Source organism: Acidaminobacter hydrogenoformans DSM 2784 (assembly GCF_900103005.1).
Classification (GTDB): Bacteria; Bacillota; Clostridia; order Peptostreptococcales; family Acidaminobacteraceae; genus Acidaminobacter; species Acidaminobacter hydrogenoformans.
The window spans coordinates 144563-164015 of the sequence record NZ_FMWL01000005.1 but is presented as its reverse complement, the minus strand read 5'-3'; the positions used below and the strand labels follow the sequence as shown (position 1 = coordinate 164015).

20 protein-coding genes and 2 riboswitches are annotated in these 19453 nt (G+C 51.2%); of the genes, 6 read left to right on the top strand and 14 right to left on the bottom strand.

From position 1 onward, the window contains the following. The 4 genes from BLP63_RS07060 to BLP63_RS07045 all read right to left on the bottom strand — a co-directional run bounded on the left by BLP63_RS07060 (nucleotide 1) and on the right by BLP63_RS07045 (nucleotide 3183). Nucleotides 1-228, bottom strand: coding sequence for a FeoA family protein (locus BLP63_RS07060; RefSeq protein WP_170829339.1), 228 nt, complete (start codon nucleotides 226-228; stop codon nucleotides 1-3). 293 nt (nucleotides 229-521) lie between these two features. Next, the gene (locus BLP63_RS07055) at nucleotides 522-1799 is read right to left on the bottom strand and encodes a BaiN/RdsA family NAD(P)/FAD-dependent oxidoreductase (RefSeq protein ID WP_092590203.1); all 1278 of its coding nucleotides are present in this window, start codon (nucleotides 1797-1799) and stop codon (nucleotides 522-524) included. Nucleotides 1800-1806: 7 nt separating this feature from the next. Next, the gene (locus tag BLP63_RS07050; protein ID WP_092590202.1) at nucleotides 1807-2406 is read right to left on the bottom strand and encodes an ECF transporter S component; all 600 of its coding nucleotides are present in this window, start codon (nucleotides 2404-2406) and stop codon (nucleotides 1807-1809) included. A 123-nt stretch (nucleotides 2407-2529) separates the two neighbouring features. After that, a riboswitch (FMN riboswitch) is annotated at nucleotides 2530-2644 on the bottom strand. A gap of 50 nt (nucleotides 2645-2694) precedes the next feature. Next, the gene (locus BLP63_RS07045) at nucleotides 2695-3183 is read right to left on the bottom strand and encodes a QueT transporter family protein (RefSeq protein WP_092590201.1); all 489 of its coding nucleotides are present in this window, start codon (nucleotides 3181-3183) and stop codon (nucleotides 2695-2697) included. Nucleotides 3184-3339: 156 nt separating this feature from the next. Here BLP63_RS07045 and BLP63_RS07040 point away from each other — a divergent pair, with 156 nt between their 5' ends. Beyond that, nucleotides 3340-3606 carry a 2Fe-2S iron-sulfur cluster-binding protein gene (locus BLP63_RS07040; RefSeq protein WP_170829338.1) on the top strand — a complete coding sequence of 89 codons (267 nt, stop codon included), beginning with the start codon at nucleotides 3340-3342 and terminating at the stop codon, nucleotides 3604-3606. A gap of 143 nt (nucleotides 3607-3749) precedes the next feature. Here the strand turns inward: BLP63_RS07040 and BLP63_RS07035 are convergent, their stop codons facing one another. From BLP63_RS07035 to gap, 7 genes are all read right to left on the bottom strand, one after another. Then, the gene (locus BLP63_RS07035) at nucleotides 3750-5900 is read right to left on the bottom strand and encodes a carbohydrate-binding domain-containing protein (protein WP_092590199.1); all 2151 of its coding nucleotides are present in this window, start codon (nucleotides 5898-5900) and stop codon (nucleotides 3750-3752) included. A gap of 38 nt (nucleotides 5901-5938) precedes the next feature. Continuing rightward, nucleotides 5939-6634, bottom strand: coding sequence for a DUF4956 domain-containing protein (locus BLP63_RS07030; RefSeq protein ID WP_330387110.1), 696 nt, complete (start codon nucleotides 6632-6634; stop codon nucleotides 5939-5941). Further along, nucleotides 6627-7409 carry a polyphosphate polymerase domain-containing protein gene (locus BLP63_RS07025; RefSeq protein ID WP_092590198.1) on the bottom strand — a complete coding sequence of 261 codons (783 nt, stop codon included), beginning with the start codon at nucleotides 7407-7409 and terminating at the stop codon, nucleotides 6627-6629. The genes BLP63_RS07030 and BLP63_RS07025 overlap by 8 nt, the downstream gene beginning before the upstream one ends. 304 nt (nucleotides 7410-7713) lie before the next feature. Next, the gene (locus BLP63_RS07020; protein WP_092590197.1) at nucleotides 7714-8652 is read right to left on the bottom strand and encodes a TDT family transporter; all 939 of its coding nucleotides are present in this window, start codon (nucleotides 8650-8652) and stop codon (nucleotides 7714-7716) included. 12 nt (nucleotides 8653-8664) lie between these two features. Then, nucleotides 8665-9270: a C-GCAxxG-C-C family protein gene (locus tag BLP63_RS07015; RefSeq protein WP_330387108.1), complete on the bottom strand. Its 606-nt coding sequence runs from the start codon at nucleotides 9268-9270 to the stop codon at nucleotides 8665-8667. A gap of 182 nt (nucleotides 9271-9452) precedes the next feature. After that, nucleotides 9453-10340 carry a foldase protein PrsA gene (locus BLP63_RS07010; protein WP_092590196.1) on the bottom strand — a complete coding sequence of 296 codons (888 nt, stop codon included), beginning with the start codon at nucleotides 10338-10340 and terminating at the stop codon, nucleotides 9453-9455. Nucleotides 10341-10544: 204 nt separating this feature from the next. Further along, nucleotides 10545-11624 (bottom strand): type I glyceraldehyde-3-phosphate dehydrogenase, encoded by a 1080-nt coding sequence (gap, locus tag BLP63_RS07005; protein WP_207646429.1) that lies wholly within the window; start codon nucleotides 11622-11624, stop codon nucleotides 10545-10547. A gap of 276 nt (nucleotides 11625-11900) precedes the next feature. Continuing rightward, nucleotides 11901-12084: riboswitch (cobalamin riboswitch) on the top strand. A gap of 162 nt (nucleotides 12085-12246) precedes the next feature. Between gap and BLP63_RS07000 the strand changes: the two genes are divergently transcribed. From BLP63_RS07000 to BLP63_RS06980, 5 genes are all read left to right on the top strand, one after another. Continuing rightward, a complete protein-coding gene (locus tag BLP63_RS07000; protein WP_207646428.1) occupies nucleotides 12247-12750 on the top strand; it encodes an ECF transporter S component in 504 nt (167 codons plus the stop codon). Then, the gene (locus BLP63_RS06995) at nucleotides 12740-13489 is read left to right on the top strand and encodes an AIR synthase related protein (protein WP_092590193.1); all 750 of its coding nucleotides are present in this window, start codon (nucleotides 12740-12742) and stop codon (nucleotides 13487-13489) included. The genes BLP63_RS07000 and BLP63_RS06995 overlap by 11 nt, the downstream gene beginning before the upstream one ends. 379 nt (nucleotides 13490-13868) lie before the next feature. Continuing rightward, nucleotides 13869-15269, top strand: coding sequence for an amidophosphoribosyltransferase (locus BLP63_RS06990; RefSeq protein ID WP_092590192.1), 1401 nt, complete (start codon nucleotides 13869-13871; stop codon nucleotides 15267-15269). Nucleotides 15270-15746: 477 nt separating this feature from the next. Next, nucleotides 15747-16874 (top strand): putative sulfate/molybdate transporter, encoded by a 1128-nt coding sequence (locus BLP63_RS06985; protein ID WP_092590191.1) that lies wholly within the window; start codon nucleotides 15747-15749, stop codon nucleotides 16872-16874. 29 nt (nucleotides 16875-16903) lie between these two features. Continuing rightward, nucleotides 16904-17116, top strand: a complete 213-nt coding sequence (locus BLP63_RS06980; RefSeq protein ID WP_092590190.1) for a TOBE domain-containing protein — start codon at nucleotides 16904-16906, stop codon at nucleotides 17114-17116. 127 nt (nucleotides 17117-17243) lie between these two features. On the opposite strand, the gene BLP63_RS06975 is transcribed toward BLP63_RS06980, so the two are convergent. Genes BLP63_RS06975 through BLP63_RS06965 form a run of 3 tightly spaced genes read right to left on the bottom strand, consistent with a single transcriptional unit; the run spans nucleotide 17244 to nucleotide 19360 of the window. Continuing rightward, nucleotides 17244-17711 carry a Csac_0668 family 2Fe-2S cluster-binding (seleno)protein gene (locus BLP63_RS06975; protein ID WP_092590289.1) on the bottom strand — a complete coding sequence of 156 codons (468 nt, stop codon included), beginning with the start codon at nucleotides 17709-17711 and terminating at the stop codon, nucleotides 17244-17246. 58 nt (nucleotides 17712-17769) lie between these two features. Continuing rightward, complete coding sequence (locus BLP63_RS06970) at nucleotides 17770-18765, bottom strand: carbonic anhydrase/acetyltransferase (protein ID WP_092590189.1); 996 nt, start codon at nucleotides 18763-18765, stop codon at nucleotides 17770-17772. A gap of 19 nt (nucleotides 18766-18784) precedes the next feature. Further along, complete coding sequence (locus BLP63_RS06965) at nucleotides 18785-19360, bottom strand: nitroreductase family protein (RefSeq protein WP_092590188.1); 576 nt, start codon at nucleotides 19358-19360, stop codon at nucleotides 18785-18787. Nucleotides 19361-19453: the final 93 nt, after the last annotated feature.

The window sequence follows — 19453 nt, the reverse complement described above, 5'->3', positions numbered from 1 at the left end:
TTAAGCCTCCGCGTTCCTTACTGTGATTTTTCCGAGAATGCCGCGGCCAAGGGCGACCCTGGATCCGCGAACGTCTACAATCATTGGACCAAACATGCCTGAAGAGACAACACAAAGTCTGACACCCGGGGTCAGGCCCATATCCTGCAGTTTTTTCTTAACTTTATGTCCGTATTGAATGTCCTCGAGAATGACGCATTGTCCTTTTTTTGCTTCAATAAGCGACATAACCGTGCCCTCCCATGCGATACCTATGTAAAATATAAGTAAATTCGCCACATTTTTTCTTTTGATAATAATTCTCATTTACAGCTTCATTTTACTCCAAATGATAGACGTTGTCAATTAATTCATTAAACTTTTAACGATTGGCATGAGTTTTCGTTTGTAACTATTTCATAGACAGAAAACTCTGTCACCGCCCCCTGCCAGGGGCCTTCTCCTCCAACACCTTGAAACAACAAAGCGCTGCAACACCCCCTTCCGTTTGAAAGGAAACGCTGCAGCGCTCTCACTTGTTGTTATTTTACAACGTCCGCTTTCCCGGAAGCCACCGCCAGGGCCGCCGAAGCAAACGCCCAGTGGAGGTTGTAGCCCCCGGTATCCCCGTCCACATCCATGAGCTCACCGGCAAAATAGAGACCTGGCAGTCTCTTGGCCATCATAGTGCGCCCCACGACCTCGCGGGTTGACACGCCCCCGGCCGTCGCCATGGCACTTCTGAGAGCACCCAGACTTGAGATTCCAACCTCATACGCTGTGGCCAGCTTTACCACTTGCTGGCGGTGTGCTTTAGATAAAGATGCCATATTGGTTTTGCAGGCTGCTTCACCAAGCTGACTTTCGATCATGTCCGAAATGGATCTGGTCTGTACCAGTCCCCGAATGACCGTACTCAGCTGCCGTGTGCCATGGGCCGCCGCCGCTTCAAGCAGCGCAGCTTCGAAGGCCGCCGGGTCAAGGTTTGAGAAGTTGAGCTCCAAAATGCCGCCGGCTTTCATCCACCGGGAGGCATCGAGAATGCCTGGGCCGCTGAGGCCGGTATGGGTGAAGAGCAGGTCGCCCTTCAGCTGACGGGCACCTTCAGAATCCCGGTATTTGAAGCTGGCCCCTTGCAGCACCACGCCGGCGAGGCCGTGAAGCATTCGGTCCTGATGGTAGATTGGCGTGAGGGCCGGGCGGGCCGGAAGGGTTTCGAGGCCCAGTTCCGCAGCCAGGGACAGTCCCGCACCATCAGAGCCCGTCATGGGATAAGAGCTGCCCCCACAGGCCAGCAGCACGTTATGGGCCTGGTAAGTGTGTTCGCCGCTGACAACTTCATAGCCTCCTGAGACCGCAGGCACAAGCTTTTCAACGTACCGGTTGAATTCGAACTGAACGCCGCCTTGTCTCGCTCTTTTGAGCAGGACCTCAATTAGGTCCTCAGCGACAAATGACGCTGGGAAGACTTTGCCGTCCGGCCTGGTGGTGGAAGACAGACCCAAGTCTTCGAAATAGCGCATCAGGGTGTCCGCATCCAACCTGGAGATCGCATGCCTGACGAAATTTTTCTTGTCGCCGTAGTGCTTGACCATATCTGCCGCGCTCTCGGCATGGGTAAAATTACACTGGCCACCCCCGGAGATCAGGATCTTTCTGCCAGCACGAGTGCCACGTTCAAGGACCAGGACGGAAGGACTGTTCTGGGTTGGGACTTCGGTGCCAGCAATGGTGACTTGAGTGCTTTCAGCCATTCGGGCAGCAGCGAAAAGTCCCGCTGCCCCTGCGCCTATTATGATCCAATCATAAGTGGTCTTCATCCGCGGTTTACCTGGCGGCCCATTTTTGACTTGAGATGTTTTTGAGCACCACGGAAGAGACCCGCTTATAAACCAGCGCCGTGAGGATGCTGATCGCCACGCCCTTGATCACATTGAACGGAATGACAACATAGAGGATGTAGCTCTTCAGGTCAACAACGAGGGCATTTACCGCCGCCGCCATGCCTATGATGGCCTCAAGCGGCATGAAGTTCTGGTAGAACGGGATCAATATATAGTAGTTTGCTACGGCCCCCACTGCTGCCATGCTGATGGTGCCAAGGACGAAACCAAGAACCATGGTTGGCGCCGATTGTCGCTTTCTATAAACCAGCGCCGCCGGAATAATAAACGCCGAGCCTACAATAAAGTTGGCCAGTTCGCCTACGCCGCCGGTGGACGTTCTCATCAGGTGCAGGATGTTTTTGACGAGTTCAACAGCGACCCCTGAAAGCGGCCCAAAGGCAAAGCCCACAATGATGCCCGGAATATCAGACAAATCGATCTTCAAGAATTCCGGGAAGATTGGGAGCGGGACTTCGAGGAACATAATAATGAAGGACAAGACGCCCATAAGGGCAATGGTAATGGATTTTCTGAGATTCATGGTGGAGACCTCCTGATGGATTGGTGGGTTGGTTGGATGGCGGGATGGTGGGATCATGACATAGGACGGCTTTCAAATAAAAAACCCCCGGCAGCATAAAACTCCAGGGGTAAAAAACGTAAGTAAACTCTTCTTTCATCCAGACTTTAACTGTCGGCTCCAGAATTCAACTGGATCAACCTTTCGGCTCGCGGGCTATACCGCCGGTAGGGACTTGCACCCTGCCCTGAAGATGTTTGTATTCAATTCAATTAAACTATAACATCACAAAATTGCCCCGTCAATAGCTTACCGCTGATTGAGAAGGTCCATCAGCCGCGTGTTGTAGAGAATGCCAAAGCGGAACACGATCACGCCCAAAATTGAGACGACAACAAATTCCCCAAAGGCCACCTGAAGCATGGTAAGCACCAGCGGAAGCTTAAACACCGCCCAGAGCTCTATGCCTATAATCACGCCATTAAACAGAACCGGCCAAAGGGACGCCGCAAACAAATTCCTTGTCTTTGACATCATGAAGACGCTGAGGAACGTGGCCGTAGTTCCAAAGATCACGTCCACAATCCCTAACGGGCTGGCCAGATTCGCCAGAAAACATCCCAGAGTCAGCCCCCCAATATACATTGGGTTAATGAACGCAAGCAGTGTCATAACTTCTGATATTCTGAACTGAATGGCACCATAGCTAATGGGCGCAAGCCCCAGCGTCAGCGCCGCGTAGAGGGCTGCGACAATGCCTGTTACTACGATTTTACGGGATACACTTCTACTTCTCACTTGACTCACCTCGAAATTTACTCATCTGACCATAGCACAGACTATGAACGCTGTCAACGCAGTGTCGTTTAAGAGTGTACCGAAACGGGTAAATATGCACCAGGCACTCAAGAAATGACAATTTATGTTCACATGAACCGAAGGGAGCGATCACACATGGCAAAGCTCAGCTGTGTCCTCAAGTATAAAGATGATAAAGAGAAAGACCTTTTATCCCTCTCCAGGAAAATGGGCCTGGATCTTCCAGATTCCTGCGGCGGCAAGGGCAAGTGCGGCAAATGCACGGTCATTATCCTATCTGGGGACGTCAATAAACCTACCAAAGATGAAGAAAAGAAACTCAAGAAAAAAGAGCTGGAGGATGGGGTGAGACTCGCCTGCCAGGTCATCCCCAAGGGGGATGTTTCGTTTAAGGTGGAGTAGCGAAAAGATAAAAGCGTAAAAGGAAAAGCGCCCGAACAAGGGGCGCTTTTTGATTTAAAGAAAAGGATTCTTCGGTTGGGGACAGGGACGCGTGGTAGGGGACAGGGACACGTGGTTGGGGACTGGGCCGCACCGAAAACCCATCAATTTCCCACCCGTTTTCCACCGCCCATGCCGCCCATACCGCCGGCACTGGCGCCTTCCTGTACCACTTGAGTCACCGTACCGTCAAGCTCAAAGCTCATCACTTCAGTCCCACCGGCAGCAATACCATTGGCACTCTGAGCACTCCCTCCACTCTGAGCACTGCCTGAAACCAAGCCGCCAACTTCTTCACCGGCGCTATTACCACCTACATAGACTTTATAGGTCATACCAGACTCAAATTCAGGTGATGCCACCACTATGGATGAAAACGCCTTCGCCGGACGAAAGGCCACAACCTCCGCGCCATCCTCCCCAACAACCTGCACCAGTGTGCCGGCGGCCTGACTCGTCAGGAAGACTTGCGCGGACAATGTGGACGAGCTCGCCACTGGCCCCTGAACCATCCCGGAGCTGCCCGCGGCAATTAAAAGGCCGCCCATCTGAACAAAGTCACCATTATAATCCAGCGCGCCGTTCCCGCTGCTGGTCGGACCATGTACCAAAAGCGTGCCCCCAGTCATTTCGCCGCTGCCGTTGAGATCGACACCATCGCCATCCGCATAGACGACAACGACGCCACCTGCCATAAAAAACCCGCTGCCATCACTGGCATCAAAGGCGTTTTGCCCCGGCCGCCCGCCAACAGACGAGCCATCCGCGCCGCCGGAGGTATTGATGCCGTCGTCGCTGGACACAATCTCAAGTTCACCACCCAGAATCTCAATGGACGCGCTTTCCACGCCCTCATAGCTCTTCGTAATACGCACTTCACCGCCCTGGATCACAATGACGGTGTCCGCGTGAATACCATCATCCCCAGACGCGAGGTCGAAGACCCCACCCTGGATCAGGATGCTCCCGTTCGAGTGAATGCTGTCATCCGCGCTGTCCACCGCAAAGGTACCCCCGCTGATAACGACTGCCCCATCTGACTTTAAAGCCTTGGCGCTGTCAGAGTTTGGTGCGGCCCAGTCCCCACCCGAGACCTCATCTGCCGCCACGGACGCAGAGCTGTTTGCCGATGGTCCCCCTTCCGTCACAGCAGCTTCCGGCGGCAGACCTCGCGCCGGTCTCGTTCCGTCCCCCGGCCACTGACCTTTACCCATGGCGCCTGCATTCGACGCCGCTTGCACGCCGTTGACGCTGCCGCCGCCCGTTTCGAGGTCAAAGTCACCGTCTTCAATGACGAGGGCGCTCGTTGCCTGGAAACCATCAGCAGCCGCCTTGAATTTGAAGGTGCCATCTTCAACCAGAATATAACCCCGGTCTTCAGCCTCATCATTATTGGAAAGGAAAGCGTCACTGCCCGCTTCAATCTCAAAATTTCCACCGGCAACCGCAATCAGATCCTTGCCCCTGATCGCGTCCCCAGCAGCCTTGACCACATAGCCTCCGCCGGTAATCCTGAGGTCATCCTTGCTGACAATCCCATGCTTGATTGTGCCATTGACCATCAAAACGCCATTGCCATTCAGGGTCAGGTCGCCCTTGCTGTAGACTACGCCATCCGCTTCGTTGGCATCGACATTCTCATCCTCTGCCGGGATCGCCGCTGACGCAGCCTCTGAAGCCGCCATTGTCAGTATATTCGTCGTCCCTTCCACCAGCGTGATGGTCGTTCTGTCCGCCGCCTCAATCTCAATTGCAGGCGCATCCACACTGGAAATATTGACCCCATTCAGAATCAGACGCACGTCCTCGTCACTGCCCACAGCAACAATCACCCGTCCATTCTCAAGGCTTCCAGAGAGCACATAAGTCCCCGCCTTTGTAATGCGAAGCACGCTGCCCTCAGCAGTCGCCCCCTGAACCTGGCCTTGGACTTGATCTTGGCCCGAAATACTGATGCTTCCGTCATTAAAAGCGACCTTTACCGCCCCTGCCTCATCCCAGGTGGTCTCAAAGTCTGATGCATCAAACTCAAAGCTTTGAGCCGCCGCCACCGCCGCCGCGCCATTCGACTCCGCCAGGACCTCTGCAGCAGGCGTGACCACCGCGCCCTCCACAGCGGCACCCGTCACCGTCTCCACCTGTGTCTGCCCGCAGCCCGCCAGCAGCCCCACAGTCAGCACAGCCGCCATCATCAGCGCCGCAGCCTTTTTCTTAAGTTTTTTCCCCGAATAATGTCCTTTATTTATAGGTTCCATACCAGACTCTCCTTCTCTCTTCCAGGTATTATAAGCACTTAAAGCTCCGTATTCTGCGACGACACCCGCCCATATGAAATCGACAGGTTCCCGTTGCGGCACCGCAGCTCATCCATGAACGCCTTCTCCGCGCCGGCCTCTCGCATATAAATATGATATTTGAGCTCGTACAGGCTCCCCATGTTAGTGGTCTTCACCTGTATCAGCACCGCCTTTTTGGTATATTTCTCAAACAGGTCATCGAAAACGCCGGTGTAGTCGAGATTTTCTGGAATTGTGATCTTAAGCTCCTTTTCCCGCTGCTCCAGCGGCTGCTCCCCGAACCCGAAAACCGTCAAAAGCACAGAGGCACTGCCGATGATCACCAGAAACACCAAAGCCACCCAAACATACCCCATACCTGTCGTCAGTCCAATCGCCATGGCAAGGAATATATTGCTGATCTCCCTGGCGCTGCCCGGTACAGACCTGAACCGAACCAGGCTGAACGCCCCCATCACCGCGACCCCAGCCCCCACATTGCCGTTGACCATCATGATGACAATCTGGATCATGGCTGGCAATAAGACCAGACTGACGGCAAAGCTCTTACTGTAAGTATTCCTGAACATATACACACCCGCGACGCCAAAGCCTAAAAGCAGTGACGCCAAAGTCGCAAGGACCAGGCTCCCCATGGTTAACCCACTGGCGCCCGCGGCCGTTGAAGCTGAAGCGAACAAACTGTTAAGCACTTAAACCGCCTCCTTGCTTCGCATAGTGATAATCCTGTCGAAACGCTGCAGGCTTCGCCACTTCAGCGCGCCCCGCCAGCCTCTCCCCAAGGAGATAGGCCTTATAGCACACCCCGTATTTTGAAAAAGATGCCGGATAGATCTTGAGCTCAGAGAGCATCCGGCTCATCCACAGCGGCATTGCTCCGGGAATCTTGATTTCCATGAGAACCCTGTCGTCCTCAAGCAGTGCCTGTCCCCAATCACCTGAAGCCAGGTCCAGCGCCGTTTCCCGGAAGCGGATCCCCTGGTCAAAGGTGACTCTCAGATTGGCGTCCTCGTTGCCGTGCCAGGCACTGCGCTCGTATGCAATAAACACCTTTGGCGTCGCATGGTACATAGACTGGAACCAATCGATTTCATTAAACACATGGCTGTCGGAGAGGGGTCGTTTGCCGTAACGGAGATAATCGGCAGCCTCTTGTAAAGAAAGGTCCACCCGGCGCTTGTAGACAATCCCTTTGTATTTTTTCTTAAGCTCAAGGAACACCTGATCGTTGGCAGCCGGAACACCATAGCTCCTGAGCCGCAGCTTCTCCTTGTACACCGGCTTTTCTATGGATGTGCGGATCAGGTCATACTCCGGTGTATCAAAATACAGGTTGCAGATCGTGTGCTCCCCGTACGCGTCCTGAGTCATCTTCTCCTGAAGCAGCGGGCGAAGCGCGTCATACTGGCCGCGGCTGAGCAGGTATTTCTTTTCGTAGCGCTTGAAAATGGTTTGTGGCTTTGACATTTGGATCACCTCATACTTGAATTTACCTTTACAGTTGTCTTCCTTATGAGTTCATCTTAGACCTTCAACCTGAAAGCAGCCTTAAAGCGGAGACTCCAGCTGTCAAAAAATAAAAAAACACCCACGAAGGGCGCTCAAAGGTATGGAGATAAAAATGACCATCGGCAAAAATCTCTGGCCCTTAAAAGCCTCAAAAACTCTGCCGATAGTCACTTCACCAAAAGAGGGAGCCCCGTCTTGCGAGGTTTTCTCCCTTTTTCGACATCCTCCTATTCATTTACTCTGTCACTATCCTTCAGAGGATCTACTGGGGACTAACCCGGGCACTTGCCTCACGGATCGAGAGAGACTGAATAAATCTTAAAAGCACATAAAGCACTATACTCACCGCACCGGCCTCAAGGAGCTTGACCACTGGAACAAGATAACCTGCGCCAAAGCCCATGGTTGTCAAAACGCCGTTCAAGCTTTTAACCCCCACCGCCGAAATCACCAGCGGAAAGGTGAAGGCAGCGTAGCTTGGGTAATACTTGAGCCTGAGCAGCCTTGGAAGGAAGGACAACGCCAGCAGCAGCATGATCCCTGAAATCAAGGCCAATAATCCCGCCGTAATCAGCGATGGCTCTGGGAAGCTTTTAAGGTAGCCCGTAAGAAGCAGACTCGCTGGCGCCGCCAAGATCATAATGGCGGGCTGAGCAGGCTCCGGCAGGTCTCTCAGCACGAAAACCCGGTTGAGGACATGGGGCAGCAGCGCAAAGAAGGAAACGAGCCCAAACCAAAACGCCGCCTGGCCCAAAGCCCATTGATCAAAAACGGGGGCCGTAACACTGGCAACGACAATGCCAACATAGACGACGAAGTAGCTTGGCAGATACGCTTCAGTTTTTCGCCCCATCAAATGATGCCGGGTGAATAGGACTATGAGGGTCACATGGAGAAGCCCCCCTAAAAACCAAAGCCCTTCGCCAACAGCTGGCGAAACCCCCGCCACATACCCGGATAAAAGAAGCAGGCTCATTGAAAACGTGGGCATGACGCTGGCGATCAAAGGGTTCGAAAAGCCCTGCCTGACGGACGTCGGGTCAAGCACGACCTTCAAGATCAGCGCTAATAAAAGCGTCCATGACAATACCCCGAAGCCCCAGCGATAGCCCTGACCGTAAGAGACGAGGAGGTTGCCGGTGGCGGCGAGGGCGAGGGAAAGGCCGGCCATCGGCAGTGGTATTTTTTTTATGAGTGGCATATGACCCTCCTCCTAAGCCGGATTTTCAGAAGCGGACGCCGCCGCATCCAAAAGGCTTTCCGGGGCGATGCCTTCCAGTGAAAGCCGCGCGGCTACTTCCGGGTCTTCCGCCAGCCGCGCCGCCACCCAGGCCGCGACCTCGCCGGTGATTCTGACGCAGTGGGCTTTTCGCTCAGGGCTCCCAAAATCATAGCCTTTGACGAGGACTCTGCAGCAGGTGCTTTTGTACACCGCTTTGACGTGGTCATGGAGCCCCGCTGCCACCGGGAACATCTTATCGTTCATGGCTTCGCCGTGGTTTCGCCCGTAGACCATGCCCAGCGCCATTGCCCCGCCGCTCACAGCGCCGCACAGGCAACCTGATTTTCCAATGCCTATTGGAAAAGAAGACGCCAGCTTTGTAATCTCAGCTGGGAAGGGCCACCCCAGCAGCTCATTGATCGTATGCAGGACGGCTTCAGAGCAAAAAAATTCACCCCGCTGAAAGTAGCCCTCTGCTTTGGCGCGCACGGCAGAAACCAGTGACGACTCAAGAGCCTGGTTATGCCGATGGTCATCCGCCACACCTGCAAGCCGATTCGTCTGCATTGTTTGTTCCTGATTATGTTGCTGGTGCATTGTAATCCCTCCAAATAATTTGTCACCTTATTTTACAACAGGTTAGACTATGTGACTCATTGAGGATTTCAATGGATAGCGGCTCTCAATAGAAATTGTATATACAAGCTGCATCATCGCATATAAAAACGGCCCTCCAAAAGGGGGCCGTTTTCTGCACTTTACCAAGTTTTTTTATGAGCCTACATGCTGATATTGATATTGTATTCCTGATATTTCTCATCAAGCCATGTCGTCACTTGAGACTGGATCTTCTGATCCAGCAATGTGTCACGAACCTCTTCCTTTTTCTCTTCCAAAGTTGCTTCAACGGCTTCTACTTTCTCATCCACAATGAGGAGGTGATAGCCATAATCCGTTTCAACAGGACCAACGACTTTTCCTACCTCTGCCGTGAACGCAGCTTCTTCAAAGGCTGGTACCATTTGGCCTCTGCCAAAGAAGCCGAGGCTGCCGCCAATATCCTTGTTGGAGGTATCAATAGAGTACGCGCTGGCAAGCGCCTCAAATTCTTCACCAGCGTTCAATTTACCTAAAATCTCATTTGCGGTTTCAACTGTCTCAACGAGAATGTGACGCGCGCTGACCTGCTCCTGCTGGTCAAAGGATGCTTTGTTTTGGGTAAAGTAATCCGAAATCTCAGTTTCTGTAATCTCGATAGTTGGCTCGAGAATCTTCTTGATCATGAGGTTGGTTTCAATGTTGCCTCTGAGATAATCCATATCAAACCCGCTGGAAGCGAGGGCCGCTTCGAGGGACTCTTTGCCCCCATACATTTCTTCGTAAGTCGCGATCTCTTCATCAATCTCCGAAGCTTCAACTTTAACGTTGTTTTTCTCCGCTTCGAGCTCAATGATCTTTTCAGAAATCAACGCGTCAAGGGCTTGCTGCCCGCTCTGTTTAACCATGTAATCGTAAAGATCATCCTTTGTAATCTTTTCAGAACCCACTGTTGCCACAGTATCGCCACTGCCAGTCGTCCTGAACGCGCCTACTCCGATATAAACACTGCCGGCAAGCAGCGCGATAATCACGACTACGGTAATAATAACTCTAAAATTGTTCTTCACTCTGTTTTTGCCCCTTTCAAATTGTCATTTCTCTACATTTTAGAATAACATCCTTAACCCAACCTGAAAAGAAAAATAAAAAAACAAATTGAAGTCAATTTTGGGGGCCAGTTATAAGGACCCACTAAAAAGGAAGGCACCCCAATGGTTTAACCCCACGGGATCGCCTTCCTTTTATTTATTAACGGCCAATATTTTAATTCCTTAAGAAGCTCTTGAACTGGTGTTTGCCGTTAAAGTCTCTATGACCGTGACACTGTCCTTGGAGACTTCAACCAGTGCATGATCAACCGCGTTCATGTGGCAGATCAAGTCCACCACTTTGTTTGAATAACCCCACTCATTGTCATACCAGGACACAAGCTTAACAAAATTTTCATTGAGGCTGATGCCTGCATTGGCATCAAAGACAGAAACTCTTGACTCTCCGAGGAAATCTGTGGAGACCACTGCATCTTCCGTATAACCGAGGATCCCCTTCAATTCGTTTTCAGAAGCATTTTTGACCACTTGTTTGATTTCCTCATAAGTCGCCGGCTTATCCAAACGGCAAGTCAAGTCTACTACAGAGACATTAACAGTTGGAACTCTGAAAGACATGCCTGTCAGTTTGCCCCTCAGCTCCGGAATAACCTCTCCAACAGCTTTTGCAGCACCTGTTGACGACGGGATAATATTTGAAGCTGCTGCTCTGCCGCCTCTCCAATCTTTTTTGGACGGACCGTCCACAGTCTTCTGTGTGGCAGTCGTGGCGTGAACCGTTGTCATCAAGCCTTCCACAATGCCAAAGTGCTCATGGATCACTTTTGCAAGCGGCGCCAGGCAGTTTGTGGTGCAAGACGCGTTGGAGACAATGTCCATGTCTCTCGTGTACAGATCCGTGTTGACCCCCATGACAAACATTGGGGCATCTTTGGATGGGGCGCTGATGACGACTTTTCTTGCGCCCGCTTCCAAGTGGCCGCTGGCGGCCTCCTGCGTCGTGAAAGCCCCCGTTGCCTCAACAATGTATTCTGCGCCGCAAGCTTTCCAAGGAATGTTTTTAGGTTCTTTTTCCGCGAAGATTTCAATTTCTTTTCCGTTGACAATCAGCTTGCCTTCTTCTGAAGAAACTTCTCCGTCAAATCTTCCATGCACGGAATCATATTTGAGCATGTAAGCCATATACTCCGCATCCACGAATGGGTCATTGATCCCTACTACCTGAACATTCTTATTTGTCACAGACGCGCGAAGCACTAGTCTCCCAATTCGTCCAAACCCATTAATCCCAATTTTAATCATAGTCATTCTCCTTCTGCAGCCACTATGCCATTGATTGTTTAATCGCTTCTACACTTCTTATTATACGGATGTTTCGCTTTTTGTCCAGCGGGACTTTTTTTGTCCATCGACCGTGTCAATTCATCCCTTATCCACTGCAAATGCTGTTTTTCAAGCAATCTATAATACAAAAATGTGTTGATGTACGAAAAAAAATAACGAAATTGTAATAAGTATTGTGTCTTGACGCTGCATCCAGTTATCGCTACACTTAATTTAAGTCAGAACGACAGAGCAACTTAATAACAGTTTCAGGTGCCCAAGATTGGGAGAATAGGGAATCAGGTGAAAGTCCTGAGCGATCCCGTCACTGTAAATGGAGAGCGTCCTCAGAATGCCACCTCTGCTTTAAAGCAGCTGGGAAGGTCGAGGCAGCGCAATGACCCTGAGCCAGGAGACCTGCCTGAAAGCTGTGCGTTCTTTGTGTCCTCAAAGAATGCTTGGGATTGGATGATGGAAAAGTCCGCGGTTATTAGCCGCGGACTTTTTATTTTTTGGATCCCATATTCCTCTGAAGCTCTGCAAAAATTTTAAAGAGGTGTCGCCAATGCAAACACAAGTACAAACTCAAGTGCAAACAAAATTGAAAAGAACTGTAATTCTCTCCATGTTTATTGCTCTATGCTTTGTGGGTACCATGATCAAGCTCCCCAGCCCTACCGGTACTGTAGCCCTGGATGCCCTGCCGGCTTTTCTGGCCGCTTCTCTGCTGGGTCCAGTCCCCGGTGCCATCACTGGTCTGCTGGGACACCTGATGACGGCCGCCAGCGCAGGCTTCCCGTTGACACTCCCTATCCATCTTTTGATTGGCGTTCAGATGGCGGTCATTGTCTCGATTTACGGTTTTCTTTTTAAAAATGTCAACCGCGTCTTAGCGGTGATTATTGCCATACTGCTTAACGGTATAGGCGCCCCTGCAGTGCTCATGCTGCTGCCTGGTTTTGGCGCTGCATTTTTTGCAGCCATGGTTCTGCCACTGAGTATTGGCAGCCTGATCAATATCCTGCTGGCCTATATGGTCCATCTCGCTTTGGAAAAATCAAGGGCCGTCATAAAAGTGACAAGTGTGATGCACAGTGAACAGTAAATACAGAGATCTGGATCTCATCCCGTTGGATGGGGATCAATTTTTGGCGATCGCCTGCGACTCCTGCGGTGGCATAGGATCAAAGCCCTTGGATACCGTTCATGCGCCTGCTCAAACCGTAGCGCGGCTTACCGCCAGGGTTGTCTTGATGGAAATTCTGTCTGCGGGCGCTGTCCCAATAGCGCTCACTGCTGCGATCTGCAGCGAACCCGACCCCACTGGCGAAGCACTGCTGGAGGGTATTCGGGAGGCACGCGCAGAAGCGGGATACCCTGATCTCCCCCTAACCATCAGCACAGAAAAAAATATCCCCACGCAGCAAACCGGTTTAGGGATGACTGCCGTGGGGCGCCTTCGTAAAGAAATTTTTGAATCCAGAAAATCCAAAATTGGCTGCCCTGTCTACGCTGCCGGATTTCCCAAAGTCGGTCAGGAGCTCGCAGATGACCAAAGTCAAATCGCGGACTTCACAACGCTCAGACAGCTTCTAAACGAACCGGAGGTCCTTGAAATCTGGCCGGTGGGCTCAAGAGGGATCCTGGCAGAAGGCCATGATTTAGCAGCGACAGCAGGCGGCAGACTGAAGCTTGATCCTGACTGTGCCAGCGCTCTGGACCTCCACAAATCAGCGGGGACCTGCACGACGCTTATTTTTACAATGCGTCCGGGCAAAATAGACCCCACACTTCCGGCGCTCAATGCGCCTTGCTCGAGAATAGGCATGATTGACCCAATTTAAGCGATACTGTTCATGAAGCGCGCCCTTACTGCTAATATCTCAAAAACACCCATCAGAATTGAATCAGTCCCTTCATTTCCCAACACGAACGATCTGCGCTCCTCCCCTGCCTGTACCTTCCTCCCATAGCCAAAACTTCTGCCGACGGTCCCCGCAACCTACACTTTCACTGTTTAAACCCGCAATCACCTTCATCCTATGGTGCAAAACTCAAAATATGTACATTTTTCTATTGTTCTTATTAAAAATTCGTTATTTTAGCTGTATTTCTGTGTATACTGTATTATAATAATGGTGTAAATGAATTTTATGCACTTTTTCACGAACTTTTATCATTTGACGGCTAATGTGGATAAAAAAATTCTGGAGGCATGAATCTATGGGCGGTTTGTTTGGCGTTGCTTCAAAGAAAGACTGTGTATTCGACGTTTATTTTGGTACGGACTATCATTCACACCTTGGAACCAGCAAAGGCGGCATGGCGATTCTTGAGGGCAATACCATCCATCGGGCAATTCACAATATTACTACGACGCAGTTCAGAGCGAAATTTGAGAGCGAGCTTGAGAACTTCAAGGGTCATATGGGCATAGGCTGTATCAGCGACGCTGAGGCGCAGCCTCTGACGGTCCGTTCCCACTTAGGTCAGTACTCCATCACAACAGTGGGCAAGATCAACAACGTGGACGAAATTATTGAGACGGCTTTCGAAAACCGCATGGTGCACTTCATGGAAACCAGCCGTGGCGTCGTGAACCCAACGGAGCTGGTTTCTGCGGTGATTGATACGGAGACGTCTTTTGTGGCGGGACTGCTCAAAGCTCAGGAGCTGATCCAGGGCTCTTGTACGATCCTGCTCCTCACCTCTCATGGACTCTACGCTTCCCGGGATAAATACGGGCGCACGCCGCTGATCATCGGCAAAAAAGAAGATACACATTGTGTGACTTTCGAATCCTGTGTCTTCGCCAACTTGGGCTATAGCTTCGAGTATGAGCTTGGGCCTGGGGAAATTGTCCTGGTGAACGCGGAGGGCTACAAGCAGCTGGCGCCGGCCAGAAAAGAGAAAAAAATCTGTTCCTTCCTTTGGGTCTACTACGGCTATCCGTCCTCGACTTACGAGGGAGAGAGCGTCGAGCTCATGCGCTACAGAAACGGTGCGTCCATGGCCAAGCAGGACACTGAGGAAATTGATGTGGTCGCTGGGGTCCCGGATTCCGGGGTCGGTCATGCCATTGGGTATTCCAACGAGTCCAAGATTCCATTCGGGCGTCCGTTTATCAAGTACACGCCAACCTGGTCCAGGAGCTTTATGCCTCAGAATCAAGAGGTCAGAAATTTAGTGGCACGGATGAAGCTGATGCCTATTCCTGAACTGGTCGAGGGACGGCGGCTGCTCCTGTGCGACGACTCTATTGTTCGCGGGACGCAGCTGCGGGAAACGGTGGAGCTGCTGTATGGCTCGAAAGCCAAGGAGGTTCACATCCGGTCCGCATGTCCGCCGCTGGTGTTTGGGTGCAAATTCCTGAACTTTTCGTCGTCACGCTCGGAAATGGACCTGGTGGCGCGGCAGGTCATCATTGACATTGAGGGCAAGATTCCGGAGTCGCTTTCGGAATACTGCGATCCGAAGTCTGAGAAATATGCCCAGATGCTCGATGGCATCAGAAAGCACCTCAACCTGTCCACCCTCAAATACCAGAACATCCACGACATGGTGGACGCGATTGGCATTGGAGAGGAAAACCTCTGTACGTATTGCTGGACGGGGAAAGAGTAAGGTGTTTGGTTGGGGACAGGGACTGACCGGAATGTTATTCCGGCCCAGTCCCCGACCAGAGCGTTCCACAAAATATTGGGACGACATTAAGCACATGACTGCGTTTTTTGACCAAAAGGTCTAATTCCCGCGAATGGCACACATAAATAAGGCAAGCCAGTTTTCGTCAATGAATACTGGCTTGCCTTAAATTTTTGAGGCATCCCGTTGATGTGGTTCAACGAAACTATAATCTACTATGCTTTTGCCGATGGTCACCGTTCGTCTCCCGAACAAGTCAAGCGCATTCTGCTATGGAAACGAGGCTGATGGCAGCGCTACCTGCGGCTGCTCGACTATCGCTTAATTCCTCGATTGTGTGGTTCGGCCCAGTCCCCGACCAAAAGACGGATTAAACAGCAATACTCTGGGTAGATAATTCGTTAAGTACTGACAATCAAATTCTGATTGAAGACGTCCATTTGGGCAGGTGATGATATGAGTACTCAGTCAAATAAATTTACACTGAACGAATGGGCCGGTGCTTTTGGAGACCTTGGTATTCTTATCCCGTATGTCATTGGATATGTCGCCATAGTTGGAATTGACCCCGTTGGCCTGCTGTTTTCCTTTGGCATTCTAATGATTGGCTCAGGTCTCTTCTACAAGACCCCTATGCCTATCCAGCCTATGAAAGCCATTGGTGGTGCCGCTATTGCAAGCGGCGGGGCCATTTCACCCGCCGTGATATGGGGCGCGGGCGTCGCCACTGGCCTGATGTGGCTCATCCTGGGACTTAGTGGTTCAATGAAATGGATCAGCAGGCTGGTCACCAAACCAGTCCTTCAGGGCATCATGCTCGGTCTTGGGCTGGCATTCATGCTCGAGTCTATCCGAATGATCAAAACGGATCTTCCTCTGGGACTTTTAAGTATCGCCGTCATTTTAATCCTCAATAGGTTTGAAAAATTTCCTTCGATTTTCATAGTACTTCTGATTGGCATTTTCCTGGCAGTTTGGCAGCAACCCGCTTTAGCAAACCCAGTCAATTTATTGCCACACTTTAAAACACCTTCATTCGCCCTCCCAGCCTTAACCTGGGATGATATCCTCACCGGCGCGCTCATCCTCGCACTTCCACAAATGCCTTTGACTTTAGGAAACGCCATTGTAGCGCTGACTGCCGAAAATAATCGTATGTTCCCAGCCAAAGAGGTCTCCGAACGGAAAATTGCACTCTCACATGGTATCATCAACCTGCTGTCGCCCATTTTGGGTGGTGTTCCTGTTTGTCATGGCGTCGGCGGACTTGCCGGCCATACGAGATTTGGTGCCAAAACAGGCGGCGCACTCATCATCCTCGGGTCTATTCTCATCACCTTATCTCTGTTTTTCAGCAGCTCGCTCATACTGCTGCTCGAAGCATTGCCAAAGGCAACGGTTGGCGTGCTGCTATTTTTCGCCGGTCTCGAACTCGCTGTTGGCACTTGGGTCAGCAGCCGTACTCGGGAGGATTATGTCATAATTATGGCTACCGCTGTTATAGGACTCTCTCATATGGGTATAGGTTTCGTAGCAGGCATACTGCTGCAGCAATTAATTCAGCGTAAACTTATCAAAGTATAGTTTTGCATTTGGAAAAGGAGAGAAGCTTCATGAGAATCAGTGCAAGAAATCAGCTTAAAGGAAAAGTCGTCGATCTCAAAGAAGGCGCTGTCAACTCAAAAGTGACTATTGAGCTCCCAGGCGGCGAGCGCATTACCTCCATCATCACCATTGAATCCGTTAAAGAGTTGGGACTTGAGGTTGGCAAAGACGCCTTCGCCATTGTCAAAGCCTCTAATGTCATGATTGGCGTGGACGAATAGTTGTTTAATGATCAGAAAAATTTAATCCTTTTTAAAGTACGAAAGCGCCCTTCTTGAGAAGTGGCGCTTTTTATGTTCAAATTTTGGTGGCTTTTCAGCGGAGAATTTTGAGGAGATGAAGGCGCCCTCACTCCGCACCCGTTTTCAGCCTCGCAAAGCCTTGATCAATCACGTCCTGAATAACGCCATGACAGCAGACCCCCAGCGGATTATTCAGCTTGCAGTTGGCATTTTTCATGGCACCCGTCAAACGATTGACCTCAGACACCGTCCGAGCGCCTTGGTGAATGACCGCATCCATGACGTCCTCAACCGTCACATGACTGCAGTAGCAGGCATACCTTGGATTCGCATCTCTTTTGAACCATATGGGCACTTCAATCTCCTGCTTTGTGAAGCTTGTCGCACCATCAGTCTCGTAATAGACGACATCACAGTCCTCATTCATACACATAAAATAAGCCTCTGAAGTCGCTTCTTCTCTGTAGGCTTCAAGCAGCAAATGCCTGACGGTTATTCCACCCACCGGTCGTCCTGATTTCCCGCATAAAGGGCAAGGCTCAATCTTCAAAGCGGCTTGGCCAAAAATTTTCATAAACTTTTTCTCCCCTTCAAAACCGAAGCTAAAACCTTCCAGCTTCAATCCTTAAAACTCAATCCCAAATCGCCCAGTCCGGACGCTCAAGCGCGTCAGAACTGTTGCCCACAACCTTCGCCGGAAAGCCTTCCACAATCTGATGCTCTTCAACTACGCTGCGCTGTTTAACCAGGCTGCCGCACTTCACCAGGGTATTCCTGCCCAGTACGCTGTAGTCACAAACTATTGCTCCGGCCTCTACCACACTGCCGGCACCAATGGTGCAGCCATGAACAATACAACCGGGGCCTATGGTAACATTATCCTCAATAATCAGCGCATTGTCCGGCAGTAAATGCAGCACTGTATTCTCAAGAATTTGGACGTTATTCCCAATCCTCACCGGCCCATGGGTATTCCCAATAATCCTCACGCCGGAGGCGATTTTCGAGCCCGCGCCCACAACCACATCCCCTGTGATTTCAGCTGTATCATAGACACACGCCGTCTCGTCCACAGTTGGCGTCTTACTTCCAAATGGATAAAGCTTTCCCATATCCTCACCCTTCCCAGGAGCAGACTTTGGTTCAACATGAAGCTGCTGGGGCTCAAATGGCGATAGCGTCACATCATGCCCCCGCATCCTCGAAATCATAGCCCGGTCCTCATCCGTCAGCTTCCTGATGACACGCCCCGGACGTCCTACGACCACAGAACCGCTGGGAACGACTTTTCCCGGCGCAATCACTGTCCCCTCGCCAAAGATACAATAGTCTCCAACCTGGGATCCCGGCAAAAAAATCGTTCCATTGCCGACTTCACACAAATCGCCAATCTGGGCACCAACCACGATACATTTATGCCCAAAGACGGTCTTGCTGCCAATGTCCACGAGGTATGAAGGCGTGCCAATCACAACGGAATTCTCCAGTACCATGCTTTGATTCCCAAGACTGATGGAACCCGACGTTCCTTCTGATCTCAGCACTGTACCCTGAGCTATGTAGGCACCCTTACCGATACTCAACCCGCCCATGAGCCGGGCAGAGTCCGCCACTCTAAAAAGCGTCAAGCCCTCCACCTCACATCTTCTATTCGCTCAAACCTTCAACTACAATCTCGTCAATGTCATCCCTTGGGGATGGCTTTTCTTTTTTCAAATTTTCCGGACTAAGCGATGCCTTGTCGCCATAGTACCCCACCGCCACTGCGGCAATAATACTCACATCCTCCGGGACCTCAAAAGCTTCCCGGACCTTGTCCACACTAAAGCCGCCCATGGCATGGGTGATGAGCCCCCTGCGCTCCGCTTCCAGGCTGAAATACCCCCAGGCTGTCCCCGCGTCAAACAGATGCCATCGATTGTCCTTTTGGTTTTTCTCGAACTTTTGTCGAGACAAAATCATCATCAGAACAGACGCGCTGGACGCCCACTCGCGGTTTGTATCCTTCAAGGCTTCTTTAATCTTATCATAAGTTTCATCCCCCCGGCGTCCAAGGATAAACCGCCAAGGCTGCTCATTGAAACAAGACGGCGCATAGCGCGCTGCCTCCAGCATAGCCATTAAATCCTCCTGCGGAACCTCTCGCTCCGGATCAAAGGCTCTGGGGGACCATCGCGTCGTGATTTCCTCCACCACTTCATAATCAAATTCACGGTTTTCCATAAAACCACACCTCCAGAAGCTTCCAAATGCTTTATTCTTTGGTCTGTCCCTGTCCCGCACCACGCGGCCCAGTCCCGCACCACATGTCCCTGT